At 36.8% G+C, this 14885-nt stretch carries 12 protein-coding genes; 10 read left to right on the top strand and 2 right to left on the bottom strand.

The genetic code is table 11. The features are described from left to right. Window positions 1-25 precede the first annotated feature (25 nt). The 5 genes from JM172_RS16895 to JM172_RS16875 all read left to right on the top strand — a co-directional run bounded on the left by JM172_RS16895 (window position 26) and on the right by JM172_RS16875 (window position 7257). Window positions 26-3709, top strand: coding sequence for a nitrate reductase subunit alpha (locus JM172_RS16895; protein ID WP_214483555.1), 3684 nt, complete (start codon window positions 26-28; stop codon window positions 3707-3709). Beyond that, window positions 3699-5243, top strand: coding sequence for a nitrate reductase subunit beta (narH, locus tag JM172_RS16890; RefSeq protein ID WP_214483554.1), 1545 nt, complete (start codon window positions 3699-3701; stop codon window positions 5241-5243). Before JM172_RS16895 ends, narH begins: the two co-directional genes overlap by 11 nt. Then, window positions 5230-5760, top strand: coding sequence for a nitrate reductase molybdenum cofactor assembly chaperone (gene narJ, locus JM172_RS16885; RefSeq protein ID WP_214483553.1), 531 nt, complete (start codon window positions 5230-5232; stop codon window positions 5758-5760). Before narH ends, narJ begins: the two co-directional genes overlap by 14 nt. 44 nt (window positions 5761-5804) lie before the next feature. Beyond that, complete coding sequence (narI, locus tag JM172_RS16880) at window positions 5805-6494, top strand: respiratory nitrate reductase subunit gamma (RefSeq protein ID WP_214483552.1); 690 nt, start codon at window positions 5805-5807, stop codon at window positions 6492-6494. 331 nt (window positions 6495-6825) lie between these two features. Then, window positions 6826-7257: a hypothetical protein gene (locus JM172_RS16875; RefSeq protein ID WP_214483551.1), complete on the top strand. Its 432-nt coding sequence runs from the start codon at window positions 6826-6828 to the stop codon at window positions 7255-7257. A gap of 74 nt (window positions 7258-7331) precedes the next feature. Here the strand turns inward: JM172_RS16875 and JM172_RS16870 are convergent, their stop codons facing one another. Beyond that, window positions 7332-9986, bottom strand: a complete 2655-nt coding sequence (locus JM172_RS16870; RefSeq protein ID WP_214483550.1) for a calcium-translocating P-type ATPase, PMCA-type — start codon at window positions 9984-9986, stop codon at window positions 7332-7334. 223 nt (window positions 9987-10209) lie between these two features. Between JM172_RS16870 and JM172_RS16865 the strand changes: the two genes are divergently transcribed. Together JM172_RS16865 and JM172_RS16860 are read left to right on the top strand one after the other, a co-directional pair. Then, the gene (locus JM172_RS16865; protein WP_214483549.1) at window positions 10210-10446 is read left to right on the top strand and encodes a hypothetical protein; all 237 of its coding nucleotides are present in this window, start codon (window positions 10210-10212) and stop codon (window positions 10444-10446) included. A 40-nt stretch (window positions 10447-10486) separates the two neighbouring features. Continuing rightward, window positions 10487-10717, top strand: coding sequence for a hypothetical protein (locus tag JM172_RS16860; protein WP_214483548.1), 231 nt, complete (start codon window positions 10487-10489; stop codon window positions 10715-10717). Between the two features lie 123 nt (window positions 10718-10840). Here JM172_RS16860 and JM172_RS16855 read toward each other — a convergent pair whose 3' ends face one another. Then, window positions 10841-10999, bottom strand: a complete 159-nt coding sequence (locus JM172_RS16855) for a hypothetical protein (protein ID WP_214483547.1) — start codon at window positions 10997-10999, stop codon at window positions 10841-10843. Between the two features lie 220 nt (window positions 11000-11219). On the opposite strand from JM172_RS16855, the gene JM172_RS16850 reads away from it, so the two are divergent. From JM172_RS16850 to JM172_RS16840, 3 genes are all read left to right on the top strand, one after another. Continuing rightward, window positions 11220-11546 (top strand): hypothetical protein, encoded by a 327-nt coding sequence (locus JM172_RS16850; protein ID WP_214483546.1) that lies wholly within the window; start codon window positions 11220-11222, stop codon window positions 11544-11546. A 55-nt stretch (window positions 11547-11601) separates the two neighbouring features. Further along, on the top strand, window positions 11602-11886 hold the full coding sequence (locus JM172_RS16845) for a hypothetical protein (RefSeq protein ID WP_214483545.1): 285 nt from the start codon (window positions 11602-11604) through the stop codon (window positions 11884-11886). Between the two features lie 346 nt (window positions 11887-12232). Continuing rightward, window positions 12233-14779 (top strand): bifunctional 2',3'-cyclic-nucleotide 2'-phosphodiesterase/3'-nucleotidase, encoded by a 2547-nt coding sequence (locus JM172_RS16840; RefSeq protein ID WP_214483544.1) that lies wholly within the window; start codon window positions 12233-12235, stop codon window positions 14777-14779. The last annotated feature ends 106 nt before the right edge of the window (window positions 14780-14885 follow it).

The raw sequence follows: 14885 nt of genomic DNA, 5'->3' as shown, positions 1-14885 counted from the left end.
TTCTAAATAAGGAAGGATGCGGAAAATGAGTAAAAAGAAGCTCCCACTTCTAAAGAAACTTACATATTTCGGGAAAACAACTGAGCTTACAGACCACAGTGAACTATCACCATATGATAGGGAAACGGAGAAATACTATCGTAGAAGGTGGCAGCATGACAAAGTAGTTCGGTCCACACATGGTGTGAATTGTACTGGCTCTTGTAGCTGGAAAATACATGTAAAAGACGGGATTATCACGTGGGAAACTCAACAAACTGATTATCCTTCAACAGGCCCTGATATGCCTGAATATGAACCAAGAGGCTGTCCTAGAGGGGCTAGTTTTTCATGGTATATATATAGTCCTTTAAGAGTGAGGTACCCATATGTAAGGAGCAGTCTTATTAAATTATGGCGGCAGGCAATGAAGGAGAATTCCAATGCTATTGATGCTTGGGCGAGTATTATCGAAGATCCTGACAAGGAAAGGCGATATAAATCTACAAGAGGAAAGGGTGGGTTCGTTCGTACCTCATGGGACGAAGTAAATACACTTATCGCTGCACAGTTATTATATACAATTAACAAGTATGGACCAGATAGAATTTTTGGCTTTTCCCCGATTCCAGCTATGTCAATGGTTAGTCACGCAGGCGGTGCACGATTTTTATCATTAATAGGTGGTGCCAACCTTAGTTTTTATGATTGGTATGCTGACCTTCCTCCAGCATCACCACAAGTATGGGGTGAACAAACAGACGTACCGGAAAGTTCAGATTGGTACAATTCTAGTTATTTACTAATTTGGGGCTCTAATGTACCACAAACTAGAACCCCTGACTCACATTTTATGGTAGAAGCGAGATATAGAGGAACGAAAGTCGTCTCAATTAGTCCTGATTATGCTGAATACGTTAAATTTGCAGACCATTGGTTGGCTGTTAACCCAGGCATGGATGCTGCCTTAGCAATGGCAATGACTCATGTCATACTTAAGGAATTCTACGTCGACAAAAATACGCCTTATTTCGATAACTACGCAAAAATGTATACTGATCTCCCTTTCTTAATCAAGCTTGAAAAAAAAGGAGAATCCTATGTAGCTACTCGTTTCTTAAGGGCTAGTGATATTGGAAAGAATGTAACTCATGCTGAATGGAAGCCGGTCGTTATAGATAGTGAAACTAACCAACTTCTTATACCTAATGGAACAATAGGACATCGTTGGGAGGATAAAGGTAACTGGAATCTTAACTTACAACAGCCATCAGAAGATGGACAGTCCATTTCACCATTATTAACGCTTCTTAATAAAGAAGATGAACTGCTTTCGATATCAATTCCTTATTTTGATGAAAATGAGAAAGCCACGCTTGAACGGACTATACCTGTAAGAATAGTTAGTGATGGAGATGGCCAAGTTCAATATGTGACAACTGTATTTGATCTATTACTAGCAAAAACAGGCGTAAGTCGTAATTTACCAGGAGATTATCCAACAAATTATGATGATCCAAAGCCATATACCCCAGCTTGGCAGGAAGATAAAACGGGAATTAACAAAGAGGTTGTTGCACAAATTGCAAGAGAGTTTGCGCAAAATGCAATTGATTCAAATGGTCGATCCATGATTATTATGGGTTCTGGAATTAACCATTGGTATCATTCAGATGTCATTTATCGAGCGGTGCTAAATCTTGTATTGCTCACTGGATCTCAAGGCGTGAATGGTGGGGGATGGGCTCATTATGTAGGGCAAGAGAAGGTGAGGCCATTAGAAGGCTGGCAAACCGTTGCAACTGCACGTGATTGGGGTGGACCACCACGCTTACAAAACGGCACATCATTTTTTTACTTTGCAACGGAGCAGTGGAGGTATGAGGATCAGTCAGTTGCTGACCATATCTCTCCAACGATTGATAAACCAAGATATGAACATTTAGCAGATTATAATGCGTTAGCGGCTAGATTAGGGTGGCTACCCTCTTATCCACAATTTCAGGAAAATACTATACATCTTTATAAAAAAGCAAACGCAAAGACAAATGATGAAGCTGTGAAGTATGTTGTAGAAAATTTAAAGAACGGCAAACTTAAGTTTGCTATTGAAAATCCGAGTAATCCTGCTAACTTTCCTAGGTCATTAATTGTATGGCGCGCTAATTTATTAGGCAGTTCTGCTAAAGGTCATGAGTATTTTTTGAAACACCTCTTAGGAACACATCATGGCTCTTTAAGTGTTGAAAATGATGAATTACATACTGCTGAAGTCGATAGCCAAGAAGTTTCAGCTGAAGGGAAACTCGATTTGTTAGTTAATATAGATTTTCGCATGACTGGAACGGGGTTGTATTCGGATATTGTCCTGCCTGCTGCTACTTGGTATGAGAAATATGATATTAGTAGCACAGACATGCATCCATTCGTACACCCATTTAATCCAGCAATAGCACCCCCTTGGGAAAGTAAATCTGATTGGGATACATTCAAAAATTTGGCGGAAAAATTTTCTGAATTAGCAAAAGAGATTTTTCCAGAGCCAACGAAAGATATTGTTGCAACACCTTTATTACATGATACGAAAGATGAAATTTCACAATTATTTGGGCAAATACCTGATTGGAAGCATGATGATGTAGAACCAGAGCCTGGCGTAAATTTACCTCGTATTCATGTTGTAGAACGGGAGTACACAAAGGTATATGAGAAATATATTGCATTAGGTGGTGTAATTAAGAACAGCATTGGTGCTAAAGGTATTGGTTGGGATGCAAAGGAAGAGTATGAAAAGTTAAAAGCAATAAATGGTGTAGCAAGACAAACAAAGGATTACAAAGATTGTCCAAGTCTGTATACGGATCGAAATGTAGCTGAAACGATTCTAACGTTGTCCAGTACAACGAACGGCTCTCTTGCAATGAAAGCATGGGATGTCATGGAGAAGAAAACTGGGCAGCAGTTAAAAGATTTGGCAATCGAACGAGCAGAAGAGCACATTTCCTTTGATGAAATTACTGCTCAGCCTCAAAAAGTCATTTCATCACCAGTATTTAGCGGCACAGAGACTGGAAATAGACGTTATTCACCTTTTACGACAAATGTAGAACGTCTCATACCATGGAGAACATTAACGGGTAGACAACATTTCTATTTAGACCATGAAACCATAATAGAATTTGGTGAAGAACTACCTACATTTAAAGCACCTCTTCGTAAATTAACATTTTTAGATCAAGATCACAGGCCGAATCACGGTAATGAAATTGAGTTGCGTTATTTAACACCGCATTTCAAATGGTCATATCACAGTACTTATGGTGATACGTTACCGATGCTTACGTTATTTAGAGGTGGTCCACACGTCTGGCTTAATCATGAAGATGCCAATCATGCAGGGATTAACGACAACGATTGGCTAGAGATGTATAACAGAAATGGTGTCGTAGTTGCCCGAGCAGTTACGAGTCACCGTTTGCCTAGAGGGGTAGCTTATATGTATCACGTCCAGGACAGAACGATTAATGTGCCAGGTTCACCAACTACGAAGTTGCGAGGAGGAACATTTAACAGTCCAACGAGAATTCATATTAAACCTACACAAATGATTGGTGGGTATGCTCAGCTAAGCTATGGCTTTAATTATTACGGCCCAACAGGTAATCAGCGAGATGAAATGGTCATGATCCGCAGGCTAGAGAAGGGTGAGGTGAACTGGCTTGAAAGTTAAAGCACAATTTGGAATGGTTATGAATTTAGATAAGTGTATTGGATGTCATACATGTAGTGTTACTTGTAATAATACATGGACAAATCGGCCTGGTGCTGAATATATGTGGTGGAACAATGTCGAAACAAAACCTGGCATTGGTTATCCTAAGGAGTGGGAAAATCAGGAAACCCATAAAGGGGGGTGGGAAGTAAGGAACGGAAAATTGGAGCTGAAGGCTGGTGGCCGAGCGAGTAAGCTTCTCAACATTTTTTACAACAAGGATTTGACACAAATTGATGACTATTATGAACCTTGGACTTACGATTATGAAACATTGATTAATAGTCCAGAGCGTGAGCATCAGCCTGTGGCACGACCGAAATCACAGCTAACAGGTGACTATATGGATATACAGTGGGGACCAAACTGGGAAGATGATTTAGCAGGTGTTCATATTACAGGTGAAAATGATCCTAATATACAAGGGATCGAGGACAAGATTAAGTTTGAATATGAACAATCGTTCATGATGTATTTACCACGCATTTGCGAACATTGTCTTAACCCACCTTGTGTATCATCATGTCCTTCTGGATCAATTTATAAAAGAGATGAAGATGGCATTGTCTTAGTTGATCAAGATTCGTGTCGGAGCTGGCGATTTTGTATGACAGGTTGTCCTTATAAGAAAGTATATTTTAATTGGAAAACGAAGAAGGCAGAAAAATGTACATTTTGCTTTCCGAGAATAGAAAGTGGGTTACCAACAATTTGCTCTGAAACGTGTGTTGGAAGACTTCGATATATAGGCCTAGTCTTTTATGATGCAGAACGTGTGAAAGAAGCTGCATCCGTAAGTGATGAGAAAAAGTTATATGAATCTCAGTTGGATATTTTCTTAGACCCACATGATCCGGAAGTGATACGCAATGCCATAAATGAGGGAATTCCAGAAGATTGGATTGAAGCTGCTCAAAGATCACCTGTGTATAAGTTAGCTATTGAGCAAAAGATTGCACTCCCACTTCATCCTGAATATCGTACGTTACCGATGGTTTGGTACGTTCCGCCACTAAGTCCGATGATGGATGCACTCGGTGGTCAAGTTGACTCAATTGATCCAAGAATTGTGTTTCCGACAATTAAACAATTTCGCATTCCAATCGAATATTTGGCTAATCTATTAAGTGCTGGAGATACAAAGGTTATAGAGGGTGTATTAAAAAAATTAGTGGCGATGAGAAGTTATATGAGAAGTGTAAATATCCAAAAATCATTTGACTCAAATATTTTAGAGTCAGCTGGCTTAACCGAACAGTCAGCTCGCGACATGTATGAGCTGGCTGCTATAGCGAAATATTCCGATCGATACGTTATACCCTCATCTCATAAAGAAAAGGTTGGAGATATGTATTTTGGTCAAGGGTCAACTGGTTATGACTATATGGAAGGGTGCAATGATTGTAGTGTAAGCGAGAATAACGAGGATTTATATTTGTATGGAGAAAAATATTGGAGTGATATACAGCATGCTCAAGATGGAAGACAGTAAGACTATATTTAAACTTGCGTCAATTTTTTTACATTACCCTTCAAAAGAATGGGTGGGTGATGAAGAGATTATTAAAGCAATTCATAGCATCGGCGATAACAAAGTACAGCAAGCCTATAGTGATTTTGTTCAATATACTGCCAACCATTGTTTGACTGAGTTGTGTGAAACATATGTCAACACTTTTGATTTTAATGACAAAACAACACTGTATTTAACGTATGACGTGTTTGGTGATAACCGTGAAAGAGGTCAAGCATTCGTTAAACTTAGGTTTGAATTTGCGAAAGAGGACTTTTATATCAAAAATGATGAATTACCCGACTTTTTTCCTTTAATTTTAGAATTCGCATCGGAAGCTTCTGAAGAGAGTGCTATGAAAATGTTTAATATTCATCGGAAGTCGATAGATCGTTTACAAAAGGAATTAACAAGTCTAGCAAGTCCTTATGAACATGTATTAAACGGTTGTATACTAGCTATTGATTCATTAATAGAACAAAAACAGGCAGGGTAGCTTGAATATAAAGGAACTCTCACTAAGGCCATGGAGGGATGGAAATGTCATTTTGGGATCAATTTTGGTGGTTAATATACCCTTATATTGTAATAGCCATATTTGTGTTGGGCCATATTTATCGGTACAACACCGATCAGTTTGGGTGGTCAGCGAAATCTAGTGAGTTTTTGGAAAAGAAGAAATTAAAATGGGGAAGTTTACTTTTTCACTGGGGAATTATTATCGTTTTCTTTGGCCATGTTGCAGGGTTGCTCGTTCCAAAGGGATTTTATGATTATGTTGGAATTTCAGAGGAAATGTATCATTTCGGGGCAGTGTGGTTTGGCGGTGCAGCTGGTGTAGCTACGGTAGTTGGTGGGTTTTTATTATTTTTGAGAAGGATCACAGTACGTAGAATTTTAATTAACAGTTCAAAAAGCGATTTGGTCGTGTTAGTTGTCTTAGGGGCGGTTGTTCTTACAGGTTTTACAAATACAGTTGGTTATACGGCAACAGGAGGAGAATTCGATTATCGAGAATATATAGGACCGTGGATAAGAGGGATTTTAATGTTTCGACCAACTCCTGAGCTGATGATAGGCGCACCGTTCGGGTTTAAAATACATATCATCAGTGCAGTAGCACTTTTTGCGATTTGGCCATTTACGAGGCTTGTACACGTGTGGAGTGTTCCTCTTACATATTTAAATCGCAAATATATTGTATATCGTAGTATGACTAAGAAGGGATAAACGGTGCTGTTGCGGCATTATTTAAGGCATTTTCATGTGTATGCTCAGGCAAAGCATCGACCTTCATGATTCATATTATTAAGTCTCATCGACACACCCGAAGGCGAATAGTGCCTTCATTAGAGCATGTCGGAGAAGACAGCAGCGCGTTTGAGCTTCTAGCTCCACTCATGCTAACGGCACGAGGAAATAAGCCAATTCTTCAAGAAGGTTAAAAAGCTATCTACTAGTCAGCTAATCTTATATTTGTCTAAGTGAATACTATGATGGTAATTGTGAATAATAACAACGGGAATTTAAACTAATGTATACAATTAGGAGGGTAGCCAGCATGATAAATATGGTCGTTGTTAGTATGTTTGTAATGTCTTTACTAGGTGGTGGCTTTTTATTTCATGAAGGGACTTTTGCCAAAATGACTGATGAAGTCATTATAGCTGAATCAAAAGGTACCAAGAAAGCTGAAGAACAGCCGAGTAAGGATATGGAAAATTTAGAAGAAAAAATGAAGATGCAAATGGCAAAATTTAAAGCTCCAAATGACGAGGGCTTATATGATTTGTTTACGAACAAATTTGAAGGTCCAGCATGGACATTTGAGAGCGATGATTATAATGTAATGCTCTTTCAAGGGAAACATAGTGATAAGCATTATAAAATTTACTTTTTCTATAAAGAGGAAAAGGTCGACATGTATGTAGATGGTGAAAAGAAAACGAGAGAAGAATTTGATGAATGGTTAAGGAAGCTTATTAATACGTAAATATTAGAATAAAATAATGAAAAAGCTCCCTGATATCAACATCAGGGAGCTTTTTCATTATTGCCCAAGGGAGTTTAAAGATACTTGTTTTTTAATAACTTGCTAATTTCGTTAACAATAATTGGTATGATAGAAATGACAATAACGATAGACCATTGCTCTAGTGATAGGTAAGTAAGGTTAATGAATGGATGGAAAAAAGGTATATTGACTAATAGAACTTGTATTCCGAACCCGATGATAAAAGCTCCTATTAAATATTTATTTAAGAAAAATCCTTTTTGAAAGATCGTTTCTTTCTCATGTTTTAAATTAAAAGAATGGAAAAGCTGAGCAAAGCTTAATGTCAGAAATGCCATCGTTTGTGCGCGAATAATTGATTCAGCTGATGATTGTGATTGCTCTGTAAGAAAACTTACTTCACCGTTTAATCCTATTGAAAAGGCAATTAATGTAGCAATACCTATAACCAATCCATTAAGTAATGTGTATCTAATTTCCTTATTTGTTATGATTCGTTGTTTCGGATCTCTAGGTTTGTGATTCATAACATCAGCATTCCCTTTTTCAAAGCCAAGAGCAATTGCTGGAAGAGTGTCGGTAATTAAGTTTACCCATAGAATATGGATGGCAGTTAAAGGGGCTGGCCAACCCATTAGAATACCAAAAACGAGCGCCACAATTTCCCCTAAATTACACGACAACAAATAAAGGATCGACTTTTTAATATTTAAATATATATTCCTACCTTCTTTAACTGCTGATACAATTGTTGAAAAGCGATCGTCAGTTAAAATAATATCCGATGCTCCTTTTGCTACATCTGTACCCGTTATCCCCATCGCTACACCTACATCAGCTTTTTTGAGTGAAGGTGCATCGTTAACTCCATCTCCAGTCATTGCTACAATATTACCATTAGATCTAAGTGCATCAACGATACGCACTTTATGTTCAGGCGAAACACGAGCAAACACTTTAGTGTCTAATATGCGCGATTTTAATTGCAACGCTGTTAACTTATCGAGCTCTTGACCTGTCATTGTTTCGTATTCATGTTCAGCTATTCCTAATTGTTTTGATATAGCTAACGCAGTCTTATGGTTATCTCCAGTTATCATCACTAGCTTTACGCCTGCTTTTTTACAAAGCTCAATTGATTCTTTGACATCTAAACGCGGAGGATCAATCATACCTACGAGTCCAATAAATATAAATTGATCTTCTTGAATTTCATCATATTTCTTCTCATTCGTTATCATTTTATAAGCAAAGGCTAATACGCGTAGAGAAGCGTTCGCCATTTCTTTAGCTTGTTCAAGAATATCGTCTCGGTTATCATTTGACATAGTACAAATCTGATCATCAATTAAGATGTTAGTTGATTTCGGAAGGATGCTCTCAAGAGCCCCTTTTGTCAACATAAGAACATCTTCATTAACATGATGCACTGTTGTCATCAATTTTCGGTCAGAGTCAAATGGTATTTCGTATAATCGTTTAAAACGATGATCAAAATCAGCTTTTGAATACTTGAAATTTATTCCTGCTGCAAGGAGTGCTACTTCAGTAGGGTCACCTATTTGTTCTTTCTCATATAATGATGCATCGTTACATAATAGCATGACTTTTATTAACATATTTGAGGACTTTGATTGAACATTCAAGTCCGACCAGTCTATGTATTTCCCATTAATAAAAGTTTTAGTAACCGTCATTTTATTTTGAGTTAATGTGCCAGTTTTATCTGAACATATGACACTAACAGATCCTAATGTTTCTACTGCAGGAAGTTTTCTTACAATCGCATTCTTTTTAATTAGTCTTTGAACGCCAAGAGCTAGAACAATCGTTACAATTGCAGGTAAGCCTTCTGGTATAGCTGCTACGGCTAAGCTTACAGCTATTAGAAAGATCTCTGTTACATTTCTTTCTTGAAAAAAACCTATAAGAAAAACGAGCATAGAAATGATAATTGCTGCAAAACCTAGTAGTTTTCCAAGCTCATCTAATTTTTTCTGCAAGGGGGTTAACGACTTTTTTTGCTCTCTTAATAAGCTAGCAATTTTGCCTATCTCTGTATCCATGCCAGTACCTATTACGATACCTAATCCCCTTCCGTAAGTAGAAAGAGTAGACATAAATCCCATATTTTGTTGAATTGAAAGAGGAATATTATTAGTACTTAAACACGCTGAGTTTTTTTCAACTGGAAGGGACTCTCCTGTTAGAGCAGACTCTTCAACCTTTAAGTTTACAGTTTCGAAAAACCTAACATCTGCAGGAATGTAACGTCCTGTATCTATGACGACGATGTCTCCTATAACAATGTTTTTGGAAGGGATTTCTTGAATGATGCCGTCACGTTTCACAATCGCTTTAGGTGTTGACATTTTTTTTAATTCTTCCAATGCTTTTTCTGCCTTAGATTCTTGAATAATTCCAATTACTGCATTGATACCAATGACAATAAAAATGACGATTGCATCACTAATCTCCCCGACGATAAATGAAACGATAGCTGCAGCTAGTAGAATATAGATTAAAGCACTATTAATTTGTCCCCATAACAACTGCAACAAAGTTGATTCTTGTTGCTCTTTAAATTCATTTGGCCCATTACGTTCTAGTCGTTGTTTAGCTTCAATACTAGATAGCCCTGAATCGAGATTTGTGTCTAACTCAGTAGCGATGTCATTCACTTCTTTTGCATACCACACGCAAACCATCCTCTCGAATAGAAAATACATAAGTACATATTCTCCGATAGCATAAACTATTCATGCTAAAAATAACAAAATTCAATAAAATGTAAAAATTAAAAACTATAATATCTATTAAAAATAATGATTTTGACCATTTTATTTTATATAGAACAGATGCCGTTGCTATATTTCAATATAGACATACCTTGGTAGTGTAAGTAAATCCGCTATAGAAGGAGGGAAAGAAATGGAATATACAGATAAAGATTACGACAAGTTGCTTGCGATTTTAGCTCAGCTCCAAGCGCAATTCCAGGCACAATTACAATTACAAGCAGAGATTCAAGCACAACTTCAAGCGCAGCTCCAAGCTCAAGCTCAGGCGCAGGCACAAGCGCAAGTCGATAAAGACAAAATTTGGGTTAAAAATGGAACTGCATCTATTGAATTACCTGACTGGTGGTGCGACAAAGGAGACGCTTAATTGATAGTTCTTTATATAGAAATAAAGGAGGGGAGAAGGCATGGGAAGTAGAGATGATGTGTTTAATAAGATTATTGAGTTACAGGCACAACTCCAAGCTCAATTAGAAGCACAAGCACAGTTTCAAGCGCAATTACAAGCACAACTTCAGGCTCAGGCGCAATTACAAGCTCAGGCACAAGCACAGCTAGATAAAGATGAAATTGAGATTAAAAACGGAGCTTCTAGTATCGAGTTTTGCAAAAAAGGTAAAAAAGATGACAAGGATTAAGCTGAAAATGTATGGATCAGTTTGATAGTTGTAATTATATTACTTTGGTCATTTAAACTAGCTTAAATGCTAAAGTCTCATCTCATCAAACTGAATTGAAATAGTTGAAAGACCTCATTTCTATTAGAAAGTTAATGAATCAGGTAGAGGATCGTCACCACCTGATTCATTAACAGTTAAGACTTCCTGCACAGCAATTGATATTTTTCGTATTCGACATAAACTCGAATTCAGCGAGATCGTGATACTTTTCTTCTTAAACCAATCTCCATTAACTAACATTTCCAGCTAGCTGTATCAATTTAGTTAAAATCAATAAAGTTACGATTCAAGCCATAGTTAATATATTTAATGGTTATTGCTAACAAGTGTGTGAAAAAAATAAATAATGAAATTCTATTGAATATGTAAAAACATGAATATTTTCGTGGCAAAATAGGAGGCTGTCTATACAAGAAGCCAAACCTTTTCGTATACATATAAACAAAGGGGGGATTTAAGGGTGATAAACCAAAGAGAAGTTGAGCAGCTTATTGATAAAACTGTAGCAAAATATATGAGTGAATTTTCGAAGCAAATTGAAAGTCTTTTAACAGCAGACCTTAGAAATGAAAATGGAAACTCAAAAATTATAAAGAGTGGAAATTCATTTGTATATGTTGATAATTCAGCTGTGGCATATGCAATTGTGCTATTATTCCAGCATGTTTCATCTAACGGAACGACTAATAATAAAGATATCCAGGGTTTAGTAGACCGCTTAGAAGGCATGATTACACATAATCGTGAAGAGCTTGAAAATTTAGTACAGTCATTTAAAGAAGAGTAGGTTTACATGTAGAAGCAGGAATAGAGGTGATAAAATGATGAAAAAGAGAGTTTACATGAATAAAAGAAATCTTTCCTCATTAAAGCTTAATAATGATGGGAAAATACGAGTTGTCGAACAAGCTCAACCTATGGATAGTACAGAAGTTGAGCTATGTGTAAGCGAGACTGAAAATCAATTAATGATACCAACCAGCTCTAACAATACTCTTACACCCTATACTGCTGAAAGTTATGAAACACATTTACCGATAACAAAATCTTATGAGCAACCAACTCATACTTTTCCAAAGCGAATTAGCATAAGGTCGGAAAATGGAAATTCCATTATTAAATATTAATTTTGTACTGATTTTGTTATAAGGGTCTTTCTTTTTCTATGTTGCTTTTTTTACTTAAATTAGAGCATCTGATGTGTATTTTAGATGATTATTAGTCCTTAAAGGTGAAAAGATGCCGCAGCTTTTAGCTCTTATTACGAAAAGCAACAATGAATACGAAAACAGCTTTTAGTAAAAATATATGAGGAGTGATTTAAGTACGTTATTTAATACTCCTTTACATATGGTGAATTGCGTCTAACTTGTTAATTTTTCGTAAAAAGAAAAATTATTATCAAGTTTTTTATTTTTTTTGTTATAATACATATGCATTTAATTTGTATTATGAGAAGGGAAGGTACGTTAGATGAAAAAATCTAAGAAAAAACTGGCACTTAGTACCGCTTTAGCACTTAGTATGACTTTGCCACAAATGGCACCAGCTGTAACTCATGCAGCTGAAAATGAAGATATCGTTAAGCTAAGAGTAATGGAAACAACAGATATACACGTAAATCTAGTAAACTACGATTATTATAAAGATGCAGAGGTTCAAGACTTTGGGCTTGCAAAAACAGCAACACTGATTAAGCAAGCACGTGAGGAAGCGAAAAACAGTTTATTATTCGATAATGGGGATCTCATTCAAGGAAATCCTTTAGGTGATTATGTCGCAAAAGTCGATGTGCTTGAAGATGGTGAAACACATCCTGTATATAAAGCGATGAACTTATTAGATTATGATGTTGGTAATATTGGAAATCATGAATTTAATTACGGTTTAGACTTTTTAGAGACAAGCTTAAAAGGTTCAAATTTTCCGTATGTAAATGCGAACGTATACATTGACGATCAAGATGGTGATGCAACAAATGATGAGAATTATTTCACACCATACCTTATTTTAGACCGTGAAGTAGTCGATGAAGATGGCGAAACACATACGCTTAAAGTAGGTGTCATTGGATTTACACCTCCTCAAATTATGAACTGGGATAAGAAAAATCTTGAAGGAAAAGTCATCGCAAAGGATATCATAGAAACTGCTGAAAAGTTTGTCCCAGAAATGAAAGAAAAGGGTGCTGATATCATTGTTGCCATCCCTCACTCAGGCATAGGGAAAGCAACCGATGAAGGAATGCAAGAAAACGCAACATTTGAATTAAGTAAAGTAGAAGGTATTGATGCAATTCTATTTGGACATTCTCATTCCGTCTTCCCGAGTGAAACATATGCTGACATAGAGGGTGTTGATGCTGAAACTGGTAAAATTAACGGTGTAGCATCTGTTATGCCTGGTTACTGGGGAAATCATTTGGGATTGATCGATTTCACACTTGAAAAGAAAGATGGTAGTTGGACTGTTGTAGATTCACAATCTTCTGTCCAAGCTATCTATGATAAAGAATCAAATACGCCATTAGTTGATGCAGATCAATCAATTGTTGACGCAGTGCACGAGGAACACGAAGGAACTATTGATTGGGTTAACAGCCCAGTAGGAACGACAACAGCACCAATTAATAGCTACTTTGCACTCGTTCAAGATGATCCTTCAATTCAAATCGTAACGAATGCACAAAAATGGTATGTCGAAAACTATGTTCAAGGTACTGAATATGAGGGTTTACCAATTCTTTCAGCAGGTGCACCTTTCAAAGCTGGTGGACGTGGAGGAGCGACTTATTACACTGATGTTCCAGCAGGAGAAATTGCGATTAAAAATGTAGCAGATATGTATTTATATCCTAATACGCTACAAGCCCTTCTTATTAATGGTGCGGATGTGAAAGAATGGCTAGAAATGTCAGCTGGACAATTTAATCAAATTGATGCATCTTCTACTGAAGAGCAAGAGTTAATTAATGTTGCATTCCCGACTTATAACTTTGACGTAATTGATGGTGTTTCTTATCAAGTCGATGTAACACAACCTGCAAAGTATGATGATAAAGGAAATATCGTTAATCCAGATGCAAGCCGTATCGTAAATTTACAATTTGAAGGCAAAGAAGTTTCAAGTGAACAGAAATTTATTGTTGTAACAAATAACTATCGAGCTACTGGTGGTGGTAATTTCCCTGGGATTAGTGCTGACAAAGTTATCATTGAATCACCGGATGAAAACCGCCAAGCGATAATCAATTACATTTTAGATAAACAAACAATTAACCCTTCAGCTGATATGAATTGGTCATTTGCACCAATTAATTCTGAAGTAAATGTAACATTTGAAACTTCTCCTGAAGCTACAAAATATATAGAGGGAGAAAAAATCGCTCATATTGAAACGCTTGAAAGTGGTTTTGCGAAATTCTCAATTGATTTAGTTGGAGATCAAGAAGGTAACAACGACAATAACGACAGTGATACTGAAAGCAAACAATTTACTGATGTACCTGAAAATCATTGGGCGAAACAGTACATTGATGAATTGACAGCTATGGAAATTATCAAGGGAAAATCTGCTACAATATTTGACCCGAATGCAAATGTCACTCGTGCTCAATTTGCATCATTAATTGTACGCTCTCTTGGTTTAACTGCTACAAATGAATCACCATTTACAGATGTTTCAGCTGAACAAGCAGCAGAAATTACTGCAGCGTTTGAAGCAGGCATTGTAACAGGTAAAACAGCAACAATATTTGACCCAAGTTCATCAATTACTCGTGAACAAGCTGCAGCTATGTTAATACGTGCTTATAATGTGAAGATGGATACAACACACATGCCATCTACAGAATTATCATATAGTGATGCAAGCAGCATTGGGGATTGGGCAAAAGATTATGTTGCCTCAGCAAATGAGCTAGGCATGATGACGGGTTACCTAGATGGTTCTTTTGGTCCAAACAATACTGCATCACGTGCACAAGCAGCAAAAGTTATTTATATGTTATTACAACAATAACAAATGATAGAAAAAAGGATGACCTTTTCTGATATGCTCCCCTTAAGGTAGACAGATTAAAAAATAAAATCTGATTACCTTAAGGGGGCTTTTTTATGTCCAATAA

Source organism: Bacillus sp. SM2101 (assembly GCF_018588585.1).
Lineage (GTDB): Bacteria > Bacillota > Bacilli > Bacillales > SM2101 > Nanhaiella > Nanhaiella sioensis.
The sequence above is the reverse complement of the archived record's forward strand: the minus strand, read 5'-3'. Positions and strand labels throughout refer to the sequence as shown.

Bases quoted from the DNA above. Each gene is read 5' to 3' on its own strand.
- JM172_RS16895 (WP_214483555.1), top strand. From the start codon at position 26: ATGAGTAAAAAGAAGCTCCCACTTCTAAAGAAACTTACATATTTCGGG.
- narJ (WP_214483553.1), top strand. From the start codon at position 5,230: ATGGAAGACAGTAAGACTATATTTAAACTTGCGTCAATTTTTTTACAT.
- narI (WP_214483552.1), top strand. From the start codon at position 5,805: ATGTCATTTTGGGATCAATTTTGGTGGTTAATATACCCTTATATTGTA.
- JM172_RS16875 (WP_214483551.1), top strand. From the start codon at position 6,826: ATGATAAATATGGTCGTTGTTAGTATGTTTGTAATGTCTTTACTAGGT.
- JM172_RS16870 (WP_214483550.1), bottom strand. From the start codon at position 9,986: ATGGTTTGCGTGTGGTATGCAAAAGAAGTGAATGACATCGCTACTGAG.
- JM172_RS16865 (WP_214483549.1), top strand. From the start codon at position 10,210: ATGGAATATACAGATAAAGATTACGACAAGTTGCTTGCGATTTTAGCT.
- JM172_RS16860 (WP_214483548.1), top strand. From the start codon at position 10,487: ATGGGAAGTAGAGATGATGTGTTTAATAAGATTATTGAGTTACAGGCA.
- JM172_RS16855 (WP_214483547.1), bottom strand. From the start codon at position 10,999: ATGTTAGTTAATGGAGATTGGTTTAAGAAGAAAAGTATCACGATCTCG.
- JM172_RS16845 (WP_214483545.1), top strand. From the start codon at position 11,602: ATGAATAAAAGAAATCTTTCCTCATTAAAGCTTAATAATGATGGGAAA.
- JM172_RS16840 (WP_214483544.1), top strand. From the start codon at position 12,233: ATGAAAAAATCTAAGAAAAAACTGGCACTTAGTACCGCTTTAGCACTT.